The sequence below is a fragment of the Marivivens aquimaris genome, assembly GCF_015220045.1.
Classification (GTDB): Bacteria; Pseudomonadota; Alphaproteobacteria; order Rhodobacterales; family Rhodobacteraceae; genus Marivivens; species Marivivens aquimaris.
Genome location: NZ_JADBGB010000005.1, coordinates 106,032 through 122,881, shown reverse-complemented (window position 1 = coordinate 122,881; position 16,850 = coordinate 106,032). Strand labels below are relative to the sequence as shown.

The 16,850-nt window shown below is 61.5% G+C and carries 14 protein-coding genes; 10 read left to right on the top strand and 4 right to left on the bottom strand.

Features of this window, described 5'->3' with window-relative positions; translation table 11 throughout:
* Positions 1-42: 42 nt before the first annotated feature.
* A complete protein-coding gene (locus IF204_RS19280) occupies positions 43-852 on the bottom strand; it encodes a hypothetical protein (RefSeq protein ID WP_194098684.1) in 810 nt (269 codons plus the stop codon).
* A 1,060-nt stretch (positions 853-1,912) separates the two neighbouring features.
* On the opposite strand from IF204_RS19280, the gene IF204_RS19275 reads away from it, so the two are divergent.
* The gene (locus tag IF204_RS19275) at positions 1,913-2,458 is read left to right on the top strand and encodes a HutD/Ves family protein (protein WP_025054163.1); all 546 of its coding nucleotides are present in this window, start codon (positions 1,913-1,915) and stop codon (positions 2,456-2,458) included.
* On the opposite strand, the gene IF204_RS19270 is transcribed toward IF204_RS19275, so the two are convergent.
* The gene (locus IF204_RS19270; RefSeq protein ID WP_194098683.1) at positions 2,455-3,813 is read right to left on the bottom strand and encodes a formimidoylglutamate deiminase; all 1,359 of its coding nucleotides are present in this window, start codon (positions 3,811-3,813) and stop codon (positions 2,455-2,457) included. The genes IF204_RS19275 and IF204_RS19270 overlap by 4 nt on opposite strands.
* A 102-nt stretch (positions 3,814-3,915) precedes the next feature.
* Between IF204_RS19270 and hutI the strand changes: the two genes are divergently transcribed.
* The 4 genes from hutI to hutU are packed head-to-tail and all read left to right on the top strand — an operon-like array spanning position 3,916 to position 9,114.
* Positions 3,916-5,118, top strand: a complete 1,203-nt coding sequence (gene hutI, locus IF204_RS19265) for an imidazolonepropionase (protein WP_194098690.1) — start codon at positions 3,916-3,918, stop codon at positions 5,116-5,118.
* Entirely contained in the window at positions 5,115-6,653 is a 1,539-nt protein-coding gene (hutH, locus tag IF204_RS19260; RefSeq protein WP_194098682.1) for a histidine ammonia-lyase, read from the top strand. Before hutI ends, hutH begins: the two co-directional genes overlap by 4 nt.
* Positions 6,650-7,450, top strand: a complete 801-nt coding sequence (gene hutG / locus IF204_RS19255) for an N-formylglutamate deformylase (RefSeq protein ID WP_137796051.1) — start codon at positions 6,650-6,652, stop codon at positions 7,448-7,450. Before hutH ends, hutG begins: the two co-directional genes overlap by 4 nt.
* Positions 7,447-9,114 carry a urocanate hydratase gene (gene hutU / locus IF204_RS19250; RefSeq protein ID WP_194098681.1) on the top strand — a complete coding sequence of 556 codons (1,668 nt, stop codon included), beginning with the start codon at positions 7,447-7,449 and terminating at the stop codon, positions 9,112-9,114. The genes hutG and hutU overlap by 4 nt, the downstream gene beginning before the upstream one ends.
* Positions 9,115-9,190: 76 nt before the next feature.
* Here hutU and IF204_RS19245 read toward each other — a convergent pair whose 3' ends face one another.
* Together IF204_RS19245 and IF204_RS19240 are read right to left on the bottom strand one after the other, a co-directional pair.
* Positions 9,191-9,880, bottom strand: coding sequence for a GntR family transcriptional regulator (locus tag IF204_RS19245; protein ID WP_137796050.1), 690 nt, complete (start codon positions 9,878-9,880; stop codon positions 9,191-9,193).
* A 91-nt stretch (positions 9,881-9,971) separates the two neighbouring features.
* Complete coding sequence (locus IF204_RS19240; protein ID WP_194098680.1) at positions 9,972-10,865, bottom strand: LysR family transcriptional regulator; 894 nt, start codon at positions 10,863-10,865, stop codon at positions 9,972-9,974.
* An 80-nt stretch (positions 10,866-10,945) separates the two neighbouring features.
* On the opposite strand from IF204_RS19240, the gene IF204_RS19235 reads away from it, so the two are divergent.
* The 5 genes from IF204_RS19235 to IF204_RS19215 all read left to right on the top strand — a co-directional run bounded on the left by IF204_RS19235 (position 10,946) and on the right by IF204_RS19215 (position 16,582).
* Entirely contained in the window at positions 10,946-12,124 is a 1,179-nt protein-coding gene (locus tag IF204_RS19235; RefSeq protein WP_194098679.1) for a CaiB/BaiF CoA transferase family protein, read from the top strand.
* A complete protein-coding gene (locus IF204_RS19230) occupies positions 12,121-13,260 on the top strand; it encodes an acyl-CoA dehydrogenase family protein (RefSeq protein ID WP_194098678.1) in 1,140 nt (379 codons plus the stop codon). Before IF204_RS19235 ends, IF204_RS19230 begins: the two co-directional genes overlap by 4 nt.
* Positions 13,261-13,386: 126 nt before the next feature.
* The gene (locus IF204_RS19225) at positions 13,387-14,472 is read left to right on the top strand and encodes a TRAP transporter substrate-binding protein (RefSeq protein WP_106268956.1); all 1,086 of its coding nucleotides are present in this window, start codon (positions 13,387-13,389) and stop codon (positions 14,470-14,472) included.
* Between the two features lie 65 nt (positions 14,473-14,537).
* Positions 14,538-15,032: a TRAP transporter small permease subunit gene (locus tag IF204_RS19220; protein ID WP_194098677.1), complete on the top strand. Its 495-nt coding sequence runs from the start codon at positions 14,538-14,540 to the stop codon at positions 15,030-15,032.
* Entirely contained in the window at positions 15,032-16,582 is a 1,551-nt protein-coding gene (locus tag IF204_RS19215; RefSeq protein WP_194098676.1) for a TRAP transporter large permease, read from the top strand. The genes IF204_RS19220 and IF204_RS19215 overlap by 1 nt, the downstream gene beginning before the upstream one ends.
* Positions 16,583-16,850 lie beyond the last annotated feature (268 nt).

Sequence of the window (16,850 nt, the reverse complement as noted above, 5' to 3'; positions counted from 1 at the left end):
TTACAGAAGACGGACTGCGCGACTTGCTCGCCGAGGGCTACCTCATTGAGGTGGTCTGCAAGGAGACCGCCACGTTGGCTTCAATTCAGCCGGATGCGTGCCCTCGAATGCTAAAACCGGCCCCGGCGTATCGCCGCGCCCACCGCGACCGCAATGTCCGACGACTGCCTCGAACGTACGTCCGCCATAGCGTTTGAACAAAGGGATGTGCGCGGTGTCGACACTGAAGATGATCTCCCGCGCTTTGTCGCCCTCCATGTTCAGCTCAAGTTGCGCGCGATCCCGATAGTTCAAGCTCTCGTGCGAAAGCCGATTCCGCTCGGCGTTGTCAACGCGTTTTCCGATCGCAAGCGTGCGATGTCGGAGTGTGGTGAATTTTCGCGAGAGATGACAGGGAAGGAACGTCGAAAGGATGTCCGAGGCTTCGCGGTATGACATTCGTGCACCCAAGCTTGCCGAGATCTCCAGCAGTTCCGGGGTCGCGCGATCGGGGCAGATTTCTGTGGCGGGAGACAGCGTAAGGCTGGACCAGGGGCTGCACTTCTGGCAAACGAGTAGCCATGGATAAGTTACTGGCACGGATCCAAAAACCGTCAAGATCGTCCGCTTCTGATAGTCTTTGATCGGTAGCTTGCCTCCGCAGGTCTGGCAAACACGGCGGTAGCGTACCCATAGGTCCAGTTCTCGCTCAACGACGGCCTTCTGGATCTGAGCCATGATAGTCTTTCCGTCTTCAATGGAGCAGCCCAGGCGTCCCTCTGTCAGATCGTCGAGACTTTTTTCAACGAGAAATTCCTTGCTGTACCCGTCCCCGATGGGATCCACCGCTTCCACTGTGATACGCCAATGCATGCTTGCCCCCAAAATTTTGATTTCAGGACGGTAACCTCACATCAATAGAACAGAGATGCACCCCAGAGATTTGAACGGTCCCATTGGAAAATGGTTGGTCGGCGGGCACGTACCCGCACTGAGCAAAAGGCGAAGGGATGGCCCGGAAAACCGCTTGGGTCACGCACAATCAGCGTTATTTGGTTATATAGATTCCCAAAGCCCAGCTACCTTGACGATTGCGATGACCCCCTTGCCGCGCCCGAGGAGGAGACGTCAGATTAGGTTTTGTGGTTTCTGCAAGCCCGCCCGAAGCGGAGCCGGATTATCTGCCGCCCCGTCCGAAGAGGCGACCATGGCAGACTGGACGCGGGCAGAAGCAAGTTGTGCGGCACATCTGGCTCGCGTGACTGGGTAGTTCGGGGTCTTGGACGACCGGATGCGGGGGGGGGGGGGGAGCTGGCGGCACCGGCTTGCTTTGGTGGAGGCTACGGACCTGAACTGGTGTGTCGGTGACCTGAGTGAGGCCGCTGTCACCCCCGGTCGGATCGCCGCTGAGGATGGAAGAGGAGCCGTATTTGCACCGCTCGCTATGGGAGGGGCGAGGGGACGCCCAATACAGATCGCGGTGCGCCATCTCGATGGCATCAAAACTTGGGAGGAGCGGGCCGAAGCTACGATGGCCCCGCTTTCTGGCCGCCCTCCAGCTGCCCTTGGTAGGGTATTCACTGAATGGCCTAGATGATCAGAAACGCAAAGGCTGACGTCGCCAATCGTTTGCCGGCTTAGGTCTTGTTGACAAAAGGGATTCACATCAGGCTTTGAGCATGATTCAAGCTGGCATCTGCGATGGAGACCAGCTTGGCACGAGACCTAACGTCGATGGTATTGGCTTCCAGTCAATGGCTGTGTCTTTCTTGTATTCAACCGATATTTCCCTGAAGCTTGCAGACGGATTGGGATTCGCTTGGTGAGGATCAAGAGCGTCCTCAATAGTAAAATGGGACTCGTCGTGAAGTGGTTCTGTCGGCGTGAGAGTAATAAAAATGAGGCGCTTAAGCGAGTTTTGCGTAGAGAGATCATGATTTTTCGGCAATGCGACTTGGTGGAAACACCTTGGAAAAACGGTGGCGGGATCACACGCAATATCGCCAAAGAACAGGATAAAACGGGCACTTTGTGGCGGCTGAGCATGGCGGATGTGGATGGCGACGGGGCTTTTTCCATCTTTCCGGGCCTGACGCGTATCCTGACGGTCATTCAGGGCGATGGCATGGTGCTGCATGGGCCGGATGGCGATCTGCAGGCGGGTTATGCGCAGCCCGTGCGGTTCGACGGAGGGGCACCCGTCACGGCCACGCTGACCCAAGGCCCGATCCGTGATTTCAACCTGATGTTCGACACCGCGCGGTGCGAAGGCGATGCGCAGACCCTGCGCGATGCTGGCACGTATAAGGTCGGGCAAGCCGGGCAGACCTGTGTGCTGCATGTGATCGCGGGCACCGCGTCGGTGGAAGGCAAGGCTTTGGACGTGGGCGACACGGCGATCCGCACCGACGCGCCGTTGCGTTTCGATCTGGCGCAGGATGCGGTCGCACTGACCATCACCCTGCGCCCTAAAGACTAAAGCGAGGCGAGCAGGTCCGCGACCGCACTTCGATACCGCGCGACCACCGCGTCGCGCGCGATGTGCCGCCCGCCAGTCACATTGTGCCGCCCGGCAGACCACAGGTCAGTGATGACGGTGTCTTTCGCCGCGAAACACAGACCGTCAAGGATCTGGTCAGGTTTCAGGGCGCACAATGTGGGGTCAGTGCTGTCGATGGCGACCAAATCTGCCAAACGCCCCGGCGCAATCTCGCCCGCGTCGCGGCCCAAAGCCTGCGCGCCGCCGCGGGCCGCACCTGTGTAAAGCGTTGCCCCGACCGAGCCTTCGCGGACTACCATCACGTTGCGTGCCACGTCGCGCAGACGTTGGGAATATTCAAGCGTGCGCAGTTCTTCAGTCAGCGAGATATTGACGTTGCTGTCCGACCCGACGCCGAACGCGCCGCCAGCCCCAAGGAAGGTGGGGCCGTTGAAGGGGCCATCGCCAAGGTTCGCTTCTGTAATGGGGCACAGGCCCGCGACCGCGCCGGAGGCTGCCATCGCGCGGGTCTCGCCCTCGGTCATGTGGGTGGCGTGGATCAGGCACCAGCCCGCGTCGACGGGGGCATTGGCCAAAAGCCACTCGACAGGACGTGCGCCCAGCCAATTCTGGATGTCCTCGACTTCCTTGGGCTGTTCCGAGATGTGGATATGCACCGGCCCGCCCTGATGATCCGCCAGCGCACGGGCCAGATCGTCGGGGGATGTGGCGCGCAACGAATGCGGCGCGATGCCCACGCGGGCGTCATCGGGCAGGGCGGAAAGCCCCGCACGCGCCCCTTGCACCAGATCGGTAAAGCGGTCGACATCATTGCCAAAGCGCATCTGCCCTTCGGCCAACGCCACCTTGCCCGCCCCGCCATAGGTATACAGCACCGGCAGATGGGTCAGCCCGATGCCGGTCTCGCCCGCCGCCGCCATCACCCGCAGCGACAATTCGGCCAGCGCATCATAGGGCGCGCCGCCGCGCTGGTGGTGGACATAGTGAAACTCGCCCACGCTGGCATACCCGGCCTCCTGCATTTCGACGAACACAAGCGCGGCGATGGCCTCGATCTGCTCCGGGGTCAGGCGGTCCATGAAGCGATACATCAGCTTGCGCCATGTCCAGAAACTGTCGCGCCCGGCCTTGCGCAGCTCGGTCATGCCCGCCATCGCGCGCTGGAACGTGTGCGAGTGCAGGTTGCCCAAGGCGGGCAGAAGCGTATCAACGCGCATGTCCCCCGTCTGGGCAGCCGTATTGGGCGCGATCTGATCAATGCGGCCATCTTTAATGGTGATGCGGACATCCTGCGCCCAACCGGACGCGAGCAAGGCCTGACGGGCGTGGATCATGGTTTTTATCCTGTGTATTTCATTTTATGTATAGACATATTGCACATAAAATTATACCAGAAAAGGCGAAACTTCGCGAAAAGGACCGATCTTGTGACGGCGATGCTCCAGCTTTTGACCGATCTGCACGTAGCAACCATGGCGCATGGCGATGCGCCCTATGGGATGATCCGCGACGCAGCGATCGCCATTCAGGATGGCAAAATCGCTTGGGTCGGTCCTCAGACAGACGTGCCAGCAGATTATGCCGGACTGGATCAACGGTCGCTGGGCGGGCGCGTGGTGACACCCGGCCTGATCGACTGTCACACCCATATCGTACATGGCGGCGACCGCGCGGTCGAATTCGAAATGCGCCTGAACGGGGCTAGCTATGAAGAAGTCGCGCGCGCCGGGGGTGGCATCGTGTCGACCGTCACGGCCACCCGCGCGGCCAGCGAGGACGAGTTGCTGGCGCAGGCCTTGCGCCGCGTTGACGTGCTGATCGCCGAAGGCGTGGCGACCATCGAAATCAAATCGGGCTATGGTCTGGACACGGAGACTGAGCTTCGGATGCTGCGTGTCGCACGGATGATTGCCGACCAGCGCCCCATCCGCGTCAAGACCACCTTCCTTGGCGCCCACGCCACGCCCGCCGAATATGCCGGTCGTGACGATGACTATATTGACGAGGTCTGCATCCCCGCTCTGTGCGCCGCCCACGCCGAAGGGCTGGTGGATGCGGTGGACGGGTTCTGCGAAGGCATCGCCTTTCAGCCCGCCCAGATCGGCCGCGTGTTTGACGTGGCCCGCGACCTTGGCCTGCCGGTGAAACTGCACGCCGAACAACTGTCCAATCTGGGCGGCGCGAAATTGGCGGCAAGCTATGGCGCGTTGTCGGCGGACCATATCGAGTATCTGGACGAACCCGGCGTGCGCGCGATGGCGGACGCTGGCACCGTGGCCGTGATCCTGCCCGGTGCGTTCTACACCCTGCGTGAAACCCAGCAGCCCCCGCTTGATCTTCTGCGCAAGCATGGGGTGCCGATTGCGCTCGCGACGGATTTGAATCCCGGCACCTCTCCGCTGAACTCGATCCTGCTGACGATGAATATGGGCTGCACCCTGTTTCGCATGACACCAGAAGAAGCGCTGCGCGGCGTCACGCAACACGCCGCCGCCGCGCTGGGGCTGACGGATCTGGGCACGATTGCGCCCGGTCAGGTGGCTGATCTAGCCGTTTGGGACATCGCCGAACCGGCAGAACTGTCTTATCGCATCGGCTTCAATCCGTTGGCGTTTCGTATCACCGGAGAAATCGCATGACCACACTGACCCTGACACCCGGCGCCACCAATCTGGCCGATCTGGAAATGATCTGGCGCGACGGGCTTGCCGTGCGCCTTGATCCGGCCTGCCATGACGGCATCCGTGCGGCGCAGGCACAGATTGCTGACGCGGCCAATGGGACGGACGCGGTTTACGGCGTGAACACCGGCTTTGGCAAACTGGCCTCGGTCAAGATTGACCCGTCCGACACTGCCACCCTGCAACGCAACCTGATCCTGTCCCATTGCTGCGGCGTGGGCGAGGCGATCCCCGAACCCCACGCCCGCCTGATGATGGCGCTGAAACTGCTGTCGCTGGGGCGCGGTGCGTCCGGCGTGCGGATGGAGCTGGTCGAACTGCTGGAAGGGATGCTGGCGCAGGGCGTCACGCCGGTGATCCCGGTGCAGGGATCGGTCGGCGCGTCCGGCGATCTGGCACCGCTGGCGCATATGGCAGCGGCAATGATCGGCCACGGCGAAGCGACGTTCGAAGGCAAGGTTCTGCCGGGGGCCGAGGCGTTGCGCCGCGCAGGCCTGACCCCCATCGTGCTGGGCGCGAAAGAGGGGCTGGCCCTGATCAACGGCACGCAATTCACCACCGCCTATGCCCTGATCGGCCTTTTTGGCGCGTGGCGGGCGATGTGCTCGGCTTTGGTCACATCGGCCATGTCCACGGACGCGATCATGGGATCGACCGCGCCGTTGCAACCCGAAATTCACAGCTTACGCGGCCATGCAGGCCAGATCGAAGCCGCCGCGACCATGCGCGCGCTTCTGGATGGCTCGGTCATTCGCGAAAGCCACCGCGAAGGCGATACGCGCGTGCAAGACCCCTATTGCATCCGCTGCCAGCCGCAGGTGACGGGGGCTGCGATGGACATGCTGCGCATGGCGGCGCGCACGTTAGAGATCGAGGCGAACGCCGCCACCGATAACCCGCTGGTGCTGAGCGAAGCCGGGCTGATTGTCTCGGGCGGGAACTTCCACGCCGAACCCGTGGGCTTTGCCGCTGACATGATCGCGCTGGCAATTGCCGAGATCGGCGCGATTGCGCAGCGTCGGATTGCCCTGATCGTGGATCCGGTGCTCAGCCACGATCTGCCGCCGTTCCTGACGCCCAATCCGGGGCTGAACTCGGGCTATATGATTGCCGAAGTGACCACCGCCGCGTTGATGAGCGAAAACAAGCATCTGGCCAACCCCTGCGTGACGGATTCAACGCCCACCTCGGCCAATCAGGAAGATCACGTCAGCATGGCCGCCCACGGCGCGGTGCGCCTGTCGCGCATGGTCGCCAATCTGGAACGTATCCTTGGCGTCGAGCTTCTGTGCGCCGCGCAGGGTGTCGAATTCCGCGCCCCGCTGGAGACAAGTGCGCCGCTGGCATCCGTGATCGCCGCCGTGCGCGAACAGGTCGAAACGCTGGGCGACGACCGTTACCTTGCGCCTGACTTGGAAAAAGCGGCAGCGCTGATCGCATCAAACGCGATTGTGGCCGCCACAAACACCCACATGCCGGAGCTTCACCCATGACCCCCGTTGAAATCCACCGGGGCGACAGCCCCATCGTGCTGGGCCTGCCCCATACTGGCACACACGTGCCCGCCGACATCAAGGCGCGGCTGAACGCGCGGGGGCAGGGGCTGGACGACACGGATTGGCACATCCACACGCTTTATGACGGGCTGCTGCCCGGCGCGACCACGGTCCGCGCAACCTTCCATCGTTACGTGATCGACGCCAACCGCGACCCATCGGGCGTATCGCTCTATCCCGGTCAGAACACCACCGGGCTGGTGCCGCTGACCGATTTCGACGGGCAGGATATCTGGAACACACCCCCCACCAAGGATGAGGTCGAGGCCCGTCGCCAAGCCTTCCATGCACCCTATCACGAAGCCCTTGAGGCCGAGCTTGAGCGGGTGCGTGACCTGCACGGGGTTGCGATCCTGTATGATTGCCACTCGATCCGGTCGCACATCCCGTTTCTGTTCGACGGCACGCTCCCCGATTTCAACATTGGCACCAATCTGGGCACCACTTGCGCCCCAGAGATCGAAGCCGCTGTTCAGAACCTGTGCGAGATGGCAGAGGGCTATTCCAGCGTCACCAACGGCCGCTTCAAGGGCGGCTGGACAACGCGCCATTACGGACGACCGGCGGACGGGCTGCACGCAATTCAGATGGAGCTGGCACAAAGCACCTATCTGAAGGACGAGGCTGCGCCCTGGACCTATGACACCGAAAAATCCGCGCGGCTGCGCGGGTATTTGAAAACCATTCTGACAACTCTGGCCGATCTGGCACCTGATCTGAAAGGAACATCATGAGCGATCCGCGCAAGAACACCCGCGACATCTATCCCGCAACCGGCACCGAAATGACGGCCAAGCACTGGACCACCGAAGCGCCCCTGCGGATGTTGATGAACAACCTGCACCCCGACGTGGCCGAAAACCCGCATGAGCTGGTTGTGTATGGCGGCATTGGGCGCGCCGCGCGCACATGGGACGATTTCGACAAGATCGTCGCCACCTTGCGGGACCTGGAAGAAGACCAGACCCTTCTGGTGCAATCAGGCAAGCCTGTCGGGGTGTTCCCGACGCACAAGGATGCGCCGCGCGTTCTGATCGCCAACTCAAACCTCGTGCCGCATTGGGCGACGTGGGATCATTTTAACGAGCTGGATAAGAAGGGTCTGGCGATGTATGGCCAGATGACAGCGGGTTCCTGGATCTATATCGGCTCGCAAGGTATCGTGCAGGGCACCTATGAGACCTTTGTCGAAGCGGGGCGTCAGCATTACGGTGGCGACCTGAAGGGCAAGTGGATCCTGACCGGCGGTCTGGGTGGCATGGGCGGGGCGCAACCGCTGGCGGCTGTGATGGCCGGGGCCTGCTGTCTGGCGGTCGAATGCAACCCCGACAGCATCGACTTCCGCCTCCGCACCCGCTACGTGGACGAAAAGACCGACAGTCTGGACGAGGCGCTTGCGATGATCGAACGCTGGACCGCTGCCGGTGAGGCCAAATCGGTCGCGCTTCTGGGCAACGCCGCCGATGTGTATCCCGAGTTGATCAAGCGCGGCATCCGCCCTGATATCGTCACCGACCAGACCAGTGCCCATGATCCCGTAAACGGCTATCTGCCGCAGGGTTGGACGATGGCCCAATGGCGCGAAAAGCGCGAAAGCGACCCAAAAGCTGTTGAAAAGGCCGCGCGTGCCTCGATGATGGTGCAGGTCAAGGCGATGGTTGATTTCCATGCCGCCGGTATTCCGACCGTCGATTACGGCAACAACATCCGCCAGATGGCGCTGGAAGAGGGGCTGGACAATGCATTCGACTTCCCCGGCTTCGTGCCCGCCTATATCCGCCCGCTGTTCTGCCGTGGCATCGGTCCGTTCCGTTGGGCGGCCCTGTCGGGCGACCCGGAAGACATCTACAAGACCGACGCCAAGGTGAAGGAAATCCTGGCCGAGGACAGCCACCTGCACAACTGGCTGGATATGGCGCGCGAGCGGATCGCGTTTCAGGGGCTGCCCGCGCGGATTTGCTGGGTCGGTCTGGGCGTGCGTCACAAGCTGGGCCTGGCGTTCAACGAAATGGTGCGCAATGGCGAGTTGAAAGCCCCGATCGTAATCGGACGCGACCATCTGGACTCAGGCTCAGTCGCATCGCCCAATCGCGAAACCGAGGCGATGCTGGATGGCTCGGATGCGGTGTCGGACTGGCCGCTACTGAACGCGCTGCTCAATACCGCATCTGGCGCAACCTGGGTTTCACTGCACCATGGTGGCGGCGTCGGCATGGGTTTCAGTCAACACTCGGGCATGGTGATCTGCTGTGACGGCACTGAAGATGCAGACCGCCGGATCGAGCGTGTCTTGTGGAACGACCCGGCCACGGGCGTCATGCGCCACGCCGATGCGGGCTATGACGACGCCAAAGACTGCGCCCGCGAGAATGGTTTGAACCTGCCGGGAATCCTTTGATTCAGGGCGTTTACCCATCTTGGGGCAAGTAACCAATGGCCTGTGCGGAGCACTCCGCGCAGGCTTTTTCACGCGGTCAGTATTGCATCGTCAGACGGTGGCCGCGGCGATAGGTCAATTGCACAAAAGTGATCGTCTGCCCCTCAAGCCACGTCATGCGCTCGGCCTGGAACAGGGCATCGCCTTCGGTGCAGTCGAGATAATCCGCGATAGTGGCGTCGGCTTGAACGGCGTGAAAGCTGATCTGCGCCTCGGTAAACGGCACGGTCGACACCAGCCATTCGTTGGGACCGATATCCGAGAAATCATGCTGTTCAGCCTCGGGCAAAGCGTCTAGATTGATCCAGCGATCCTCGTGCTGATACGGCGCGCCATCGGCATAGTGCATGCAGGTCAGATGCAACACCCGGTCGTCACGCTTCAACGCCATACGCGCGCGCAGCCAGTTCGGGGCGGGTTCGGCCTGACCGTGCACCAACGCATAGCGATAGGCCGCGCCCAGTTCCTCGATCTCTTGCCCGACGATCGGAATGTTCAGCCGCACCTGCCGGATCGGGTTCAGCCTGACCCGCGTGCCAGCTTTGCGGCGGCGTTCGATGATGCCGTCATCCGCCAATTCGCGCATTGCCCGATTGACAGTCGCCCGCGCGCAGCCATAGCTTGCGGCCAGATCAACCTCGTTCGGCATCGAGCTGCCGGGGGCAAGTTCGCCTTGTGTGATCTGGCGCAGGATATCGGCTTTCACCTCGCGATAGGTTATGGACATGCTGTGCCTTTCGACCGTGCGGTTCCGGGTGATCCCGGCGGATTTTCTCAAAAGATATAGACATAAGGCGTAAAAGGCCAGACATAGCGTGTCAGGGGTTGAAGGCGCTTGCCACATGATCCTGAAACGCGGCCACCAGTGACGCGGTATGCGGATGCGGCGCACGGGCCAGCGCGATGCGATGCGGCACAAGCGGGTCTGACAGTTCCAGCCGCGTGACGGGTTGACCGTCGCAGGCCGTATCCTGCGCAATATCGGTGGCAACCAGCCCCACACCCATGTGATTGGCAACCATCGCCCGCAACATCTCGACCGAGCTTGTTTCATGTGCGATGCGCGGCCGGATGCCGTTCATCTGCGCCAGCGTCAGGAAGTAATTGCGGCTGTGCGGCAGGTTCATCAGGATCAGCGGATCGGTCAGCAAATCCGCCATCGCAACCGTCCCGCGCCCCGCCAAAGGGTGCGCCCGCGCAACCAGCCCAAAGGGCCGCACATCGGCCAGCGGTGTGATCTTAAGCGACGACGGCAGGCCGAAATCATAGATCAATGCGAGGTCGATGCGCCCGTTTTCCAGCCAGCGCGTCAGACGGTCCAGATCGCCTTCGTGCAGTGCGATCCGGGCGTCGGGCGCGACTTTCTGAAAGCTGCCCACCAAGGCGGGCGCATAGCGTGGGCCAAGGGTGGAAAAGACGCCAAGGTTCAGCACCTCGGCCCCGCTGTCTTTGTGATCCAGCACCGATTGCGCCTGTGCGCGCAGGCTGCGCAAGGCGCCCAGTTTGCGCAGCCCGAACGCGGTGGGGGCAATGCCTTGGCCTGCGCTGCGGGCAAACAGCGGGCGGCCAAAGTGTTCCTCGACCTTGGCAATCGCCAGCGACACTGACGGTTGCGACACGTTCAACACCCGCGCGGCGGCGGCGGTGCTGCCGGTGTCCGCGGCGGCAATGACATAGTCGATCTGGCGAAGGCTGACGGGTATAGCTTGCATTTATCGCTCTATCAATAATTTGTATTTCTGCTTATATCATGACCGTGCCTATGCTCAACCGATCAAACCCGGAGGATCATATGCCCACTCAGCCCCCCAACAGCCAAACGCCCCAACCCCTCAGCGGGGTGCGCGTGCTTGATTTCACCCGCGTTCTGGCGGGTCCATACTGCACCGCATTGATGGCCGATCTGGGCGCGGATGTGATTAAGGTCGAAGCCGCCCACGGCGACGATTACCGCCATATCGGCCCGTTCAAGGACGGGGAAAGCCTGTTGTTTCAGGCAATCAACCGGGGCAAGCGGTCAATTGCGCTGGACCTGAAATCGCCCGACGCGATTGCGACGGTCAAGGCGTTGCTGGCAGATTGCGACGTGCTGATCGAGAACTTCCGCCCCGGCGTGATGGAGAAGCTGGGGCTGAGCTATGACGCGCTGGCCAAGGATTTTCCCCATCTGGTTTACGTGTCCGTGTCCGGCTTCGGGCAGACCGGGCCAAACACCAAAAAACCCGCCTATGACATCATCGTGCAGGCGATGAGCGGGTTGATGGACGCCACCGGCGAACCCGACGGTGCACCGACGATGGTGGGCGAGGCTTTGGGCGACGTGGCCGGTGGCCTGTTCGCCGCTTGGGGCACAATGGTTGCCCTGTTTGACTGCAGCCGCACCGGGCTGGGGCGTCATGTGGATGTGGCGCTGTTTGACGGGTTGGTGTCGATGATGCCCATTCTGGCCTGCCGCACCCTGATGGGCGGCGAGACCCCGGCGCGCACCGGCAACCGCCACCCGCTGTCCGCGCCCTTTGGCACCTATCCGGCGGCGGACGGGCATTTCGCGTTGGCGGTTCTGAACGACCGGCTGTTTGCCACCTTCTGCGACGTGATCGGCCAGCCCGAACTGGTACAGGACGCGCGGTTTACCAGCGATCCTCTGCGCCGCGAGAACGAACCTGCGCTCGCCGAGTATATCGACCAGTGGGCAGGTTCCTTGCCGGTGGATCAGGTGGTGCACCACCTGTCAGCGGCAGGTATTCCGGCATCCTCCATTCAATCTGTGGCACAGGCTTGGGCGTCGTCTCAAGCAGTGGAGCGCGGGTTGGCGTCCACGGTCACGCATCCCGACTTGGGCGTTCTGAACGTCCCTGAACAGCCGGTGCATTTTAACGGCGCAGGGCGCGGCGGGCGCAAGCCGGCCCCGGCCCTGAATGCTGATGCAGGCGATATTCTGAATTTGTTGAACAAGGAGCAACGCGCATGACCACCTATCCCATGAGCGACGACGAACGCGCGCTGGTCGCGCAGATCGAACGGTTCTCGACCGAGGTTTTGGCCCCGAAAGCGGCGCAGATCGACGAAGAGGCGCTGTTCGCCACCCTCCATCTGGACGCGATGGCGGACATGGGCCTGTTGGGTCTGAACCTGCCGGAAGACCACGGCGGGATCGGCCTGTCCGGCCCCGCGCTGTATGCGGCGGTCGAGGCGATCGCGGGCGCCTGTGGGTCCACCGCATCCATGCTGACGGCGCATTTTCTGGCCACGGATTCGCTGCTTCTGGGGGCGGATGCCGATTTGCAGGCCCGCATTCTGCCCGATGCCGCGGCGGGCACGTCGTTGGGCGCGTTTGCCCTGACCGAACCGCAGGCCGGATCGAACCCCGCCGACATGCGCACGACGGCCAAGCGCGAAGGCGATGGATATCGGATCAAAGGGTCCAAGTGCTTTATCTCGAACGCGGGCGCGGCGGATTTCATGGTGGTCTATGCCAAGACCGACCCCGCCGCCGGTGCACGCGGTGTCAGCGCTTTTATTGTTGAACCGAAGAAAATCGACGGCGTGTCCGTCGCGCCCAATGAAAAAACGATGGGCCTGAAGGGCGGGCATGTGTTTGGCATCAGCTTTGATTGCTGGGTGCCGGACGAAAACCGTCTGGGCGCCGAAGGCACGGGGTTCCGTACTGCAATGAAGGTTCTGGACAATGGCCGGATCGAAGTCGCTGCACAGGCCACCGGCATTGCCGACGCCGCGCTGAAGGCCGCGATTTCCTATGCCAAGGAACGGCAGGTCAGCGGCCATGCGATTGCGGACTTCCAAGGGCTGCAATGGATGCTGGCCGACAGTGCCACCGAACTGGCCGCCGCCCGCGCGCTGGCGATGCAGGCGGCGACCCTGCGCGGGACCGGCGTGCGCTATTCCAGCGAATCCGCCTTTGCCAAGCTGTATGCCAGCGAAGCCGCGTGGCGGATTGCTGACCGGGCGCTGCAAATTCACGGCGGCTATGGCTATACCCGCGATTTCCCGCTGGAACGCTACCTGCGCGATCTGCGGATTTTCCGCATCTATGAAGGGTCATCCGAGATCCAGCGCACAATCATTGCGAGAGGATTGCTGGCTTGACCGGGTTTTCTCGCCGTAATGATTGACTCTATTATGTATTTACATAATAGCTTTATGCACGGATTTGACCAAAGGATGGCTTCAGCCAACGCCAAGGTCGCAACTGCCTGATTGGAGGAGAGGCGCATGCAAAGACGGACATTTCTGACCACGGGTGCTATCGGCACCGCAGCAACGGCACTGGCAACCCCAGCCATCGCGCAGGACAAGCGCCAGTGGAAGATGGTCACCGCGTGGCCCAAGAACCTGCCTGGGCCGGGCGTGGCCGCACAACAACTGGCCGACCGGATCACGACCCTGTCGGGGGGCCGGATCGAGGTCAAACTTTTCCCTGCCGGAGAGCTTGTGCCCGGTCGCGGCGTCTTTGACGCGGTCAGCGAAGGCACCGCCGAGCTGTATCACGCTGTTCCCGCCTATTGGGGGTCGAAATCCAAGGGTATACTGTTGTTCGGCTCGCAACCTTTTGGCCTGCGCGCGGACGAGCAAGTCGGCTGGATGGTGCATGGCGGCGGTCAGGCACTTTACGACGAAATGTATGGCCGGTTTGGCATCAAGCCTTTCCTGTGCGGCAACTCTGGCCCGCAATGGGGCGGTTGGTTCCGCAACGAAGTGAACTCGGCCGAAGACCTGAAAGGCATGAAGTTCCGCACCACGGGTCTGGCGTCCGAAATGGCGGCCAAAATGGGCATGGCGGCCGAGGCGATGAGCGGCCCGGACATGTTCCAGGCCCTGCAAACCGGCGCTTTGGACGCGGGCGAATTTATCGGCCCCTGGACCGACAGCGCGCTTGGCTATTACCAGGTCGCCAAGAACTATTACTGGCCCGGCGTGGGCGAGCCATCGTCGGCCGAGGAATGCGGCGTCAACGCAGACGTGTTCAACGACCTGCCCGACGACCTGAAACAGGTTGTGCAAGCGGCCTGTGACAGCCTGTATAATCAGGTCTGGACCGAATACACCACCAAGCACGCCCTGTCGTTGCAAGCGATGGTGGCCGAGCACGGCGTTCAGGTGAAAATGTTCCCCGAAGACGTCATCACCGGCATGGGCAAAGCCGCCGCCGAGGTCATCGACGATCTGCGCAATGACGATGACGAGCTGGTCAAACGGATCACCGAAAGCTTCGTGGCCTATCGTGCATCGGTCGGTAAATACATGGTCTATGCTGACAACGGTCAGATGAACGCACGTAATCTGGTCATGGGGTACTAAGACCTATCGAACAAGGGCGCAGCGATGGCTGCGCCCTTCGTGACCTTTCGCATCGGGGGCAGGTGATGGAGCAACTGGCAAACGCCTTGGACAAGGTAAACATCGGTGTCGCCCATTTGGTGCGCTGGCTGGCGCTGGCCATGATGCTGGTGCAGTTCACCATCGTTGTCGGGCGCTATGCGTTCGGCGTGAATTCCATCGCGTTGCAGGAAAGTGTTCTTTATATGCACGCCGCGCTGTTCATGCTGGCGGCGGGCTATACGCTGCTGGTCGACAAGCATGTGCGGGTGGACGTGTTCTATGCCAAGGCAACGCCAAAGACACGCCGCCGGATCGACATTTTCGGCCATCTGTTCCTGCTGATGCCGTCGATGATTGCACTGATTTACTGGTCGTGGCCGTCGGTGCGCAATTCATGGGCGATCCTTGAAGGCCCAATTTCCGTGGGCGGGATCGAGGCGGTGTTCCTGCTGAAATCCCTGATGCCCGCCTTTTGTGTCCTCGTGATGCTGCAATCCCTAGCCCTGTTGATCCGCCTTTTGGCCGTGAAAGAGACCTGATGATCGAATATCTCGACCTTATCATGTTCGCAGCCCTCATGGGTGCGATCCTTCTTGGGTTCCCTGTGTCGTTCAGCATCGCGGGGGTTGCCGTGATCTTTGCCTATCTGGGCTGGATGCTGGGGCAAATGGACATCACCCTGCTGGGCGCGTTGGGCCAACGGGTGTTTGGCGTTCTGACCAACCCCGTCTTGATCGCCATTCCGCTGTTCGTACTGATGGGCGCTTTGCTGGAAAAAAGCCGCATTGCGGAAGGGCTTTTGGACACGATGGGCCGGCTGTTCGGGCAGTTGCGCGGAGGCTTGGGCATTTCGGTCGTGCTGGTCGGCACGTTGCTGGCAGCGTCAACCGGCATTGTCGGGGCGACCGTGGTGGCGATGGGGATGATTGCCCTGCCCACCATGCTGCGCGCCGGATATGACGCGCGGGTCGCATCGGGCATCGTGTGCACGGCTGGCACGCTGGGGCAGATTATTCCGCCCTCGACCCTGCTGATCATTCTGGCGGACGTAATGTCCACCTCGTTCCAGCAGGCGCAGTACGAACAGGGCAAGTTTTCGGTCGAGGCGCTGTCGGTCGGCCAGTTTTTCGCCGCTGCTGTAACCCCCGGCTTGGTGCTGGTCTGCCTTTACCTGATCTATATCGTGGCGCGCGGATGGCTGCGCCCGCAGGACATACCCCCTGCGCCCCTTGACATCGCCAAACCCGACTGGCGCGAGGTCGTCGGCGCGGTGATCCCGCCTGTCCTGCTGATTTTCGCCGTGCTGGGCACCATTCTGGGCGGCATCGCCACCCCGACCGAGGCCGCATCAGTCGGCGCTGTCGGTGCGCTGTTGATGACCGGCTATCGCATTGGCATCGCCCCACGCATCATCCTGCTGGGCACGGTTGCCCTGATCGCGCTGGGTATTCTGGCGGGTGCCTTTCCGGTGCGGTTTCAGCGTAGCGACCTGAGCTCGGGCGCATATGTGCTTGGCATTTTCTATGCCGGGCTTGCGGTGGCTGGCGGGCTGTCGGTACTGCTGGCCTTGCGCGCCGCACTGCAAAAGCAGGTGGTGCAAGAGGCGGTGAAATCGACCATGACCATGACCTCGATGATCTTTGCAACGATCATTGCCGCCGGGTTCTTCAGCCTTGTCTTTATCGGACTGGGCGGCGAGGAACGCGTGGCGGGCATTCTGGCCGAAATGCCGGGCGGGGCCAACGGCGCGCTGGTCTTTTGCATGATAGTGATTTTCATCATGGGCTTCTTTCTGGATTTCGTCGAAATCTCGGTGATTGTGCTGCCGCTGATCACGCCGTCGCTGATCTTACTGGGTCATGATCCGATCTGGCTGGGCGTATTGATTGCGATCAACCTGCAGACCTCGTTCCTGACGCCGCCCTTCGGCTTTTCGCTGTTCTATCTGCGCGGCGTGGCCCCGGATGAAATCTCTACCGGCCAGATATATGCAGGCGTGCTACCGTTCATCTGTCTGCAGATTGTGGGCATCACGTTGATATGGCTACTGCCGGATCTGGCGACATGGCTGCCAAAAGCACTTTTTTGAAGACGCAGGCGAGCTATTGAAGATAGCCTTAAATTGTAGGACGTCGCACGTCATGCAGAAGCACCCTTTGCACTGCGCCTGCCAGTGGCGACATACTAGGGGAGTATAAACTGCTCCCTTTTCGACCGTACAATCGGGCGTAACAATGGCGGCCTATGGATCACCCTAACTGGCCCTGTCACGCTTTTTTGCGGCGCCAAGTGCTCTTTTAGGCCATAGGGTAAATCGGAAGACAGATTAGAAACCTTGGTTAGTCAATCCGGGTGAG

What these genes read in the sequence shown, in the direction of transcription:
- IF204_RS19280 (WP_194098684.1), bottom strand. Translation starts at nt 852, where the DNA reads ATGCATTGGCGTATCACAGTGGAAGCGGTGGATCCCATCGGGGACGGG.
- IF204_RS19275 (WP_025054163.1), top strand. Translation starts at nt 1,913, where the DNA reads ATGATTTTTCGGCAATGCGACTTGGTGGAAACACCTTGGAAAAACGGT.
- IF204_RS19270 (WP_194098683.1), bottom strand. Translation starts at nt 3,813, where the DNA reads ATGATCCACGCCCGTCAGGCCTTGCTCGCGTCCGGTTGGGCGCAGGAT.
- hutI (WP_194098690.1), top strand. Translation starts at nt 3,916, where the DNA reads ATGCTCCAGCTTTTGACCGATCTGCACGTAGCAACCATGGCGCATGGC.
- hutH (WP_194098682.1), top strand. Translation starts at nt 5,115, where the DNA reads ATGACCACACTGACCCTGACACCCGGCGCCACCAATCTGGCCGATCTG.
- hutG (WP_137796051.1), top strand. Translation starts at nt 6,650, where the DNA reads ATGACCCCCGTTGAAATCCACCGGGGCGACAGCCCCATCGTGCTGGGC.
- hutU (WP_194098681.1), top strand. Translation starts at nt 7,447, where the DNA reads ATGAGCGATCCGCGCAAGAACACCCGCGACATCTATCCCGCAACCGGC.
- IF204_RS19245 (WP_137796050.1), bottom strand. Translation starts at nt 9,880, where the DNA reads ATGTCCATAACCTATCGCGAGGTGAAAGCCGATATCCTGCGCCAGATC.
- IF204_RS19240 (WP_194098680.1), bottom strand. Translation starts at nt 10,865, where the DNA reads ATGCAAGCTATACCCGTCAGCCTTCGCCAGATCGACTATGTCATTGCC.
- IF204_RS19235 (WP_194098679.1), top strand. Translation starts at nt 10,946, where the DNA reads ATGCCCACTCAGCCCCCCAACAGCCAAACGCCCCAACCCCTCAGCGGG.
- IF204_RS19230 (WP_194098678.1), top strand. Translation starts at nt 12,121, where the DNA reads ATGACCACCTATCCCATGAGCGACGACGAACGCGCGCTGGTCGCGCAG.
- IF204_RS19225 (WP_106268956.1), top strand. Translation starts at nt 13,387, where the DNA reads ATGCAAAGACGGACATTTCTGACCACGGGTGCTATCGGCACCGCAGCA.
- IF204_RS19220 (WP_194098677.1), top strand. Translation starts at nt 14,538, where the DNA reads ATGGAGCAACTGGCAAACGCCTTGGACAAGGTAAACATCGGTGTCGCC.
- IF204_RS19215 (WP_194098676.1), top strand. Translation starts at nt 15,032, where the DNA reads ATGATCGAATATCTCGACCTTATCATGTTCGCAGCCCTCATGGGTGCG.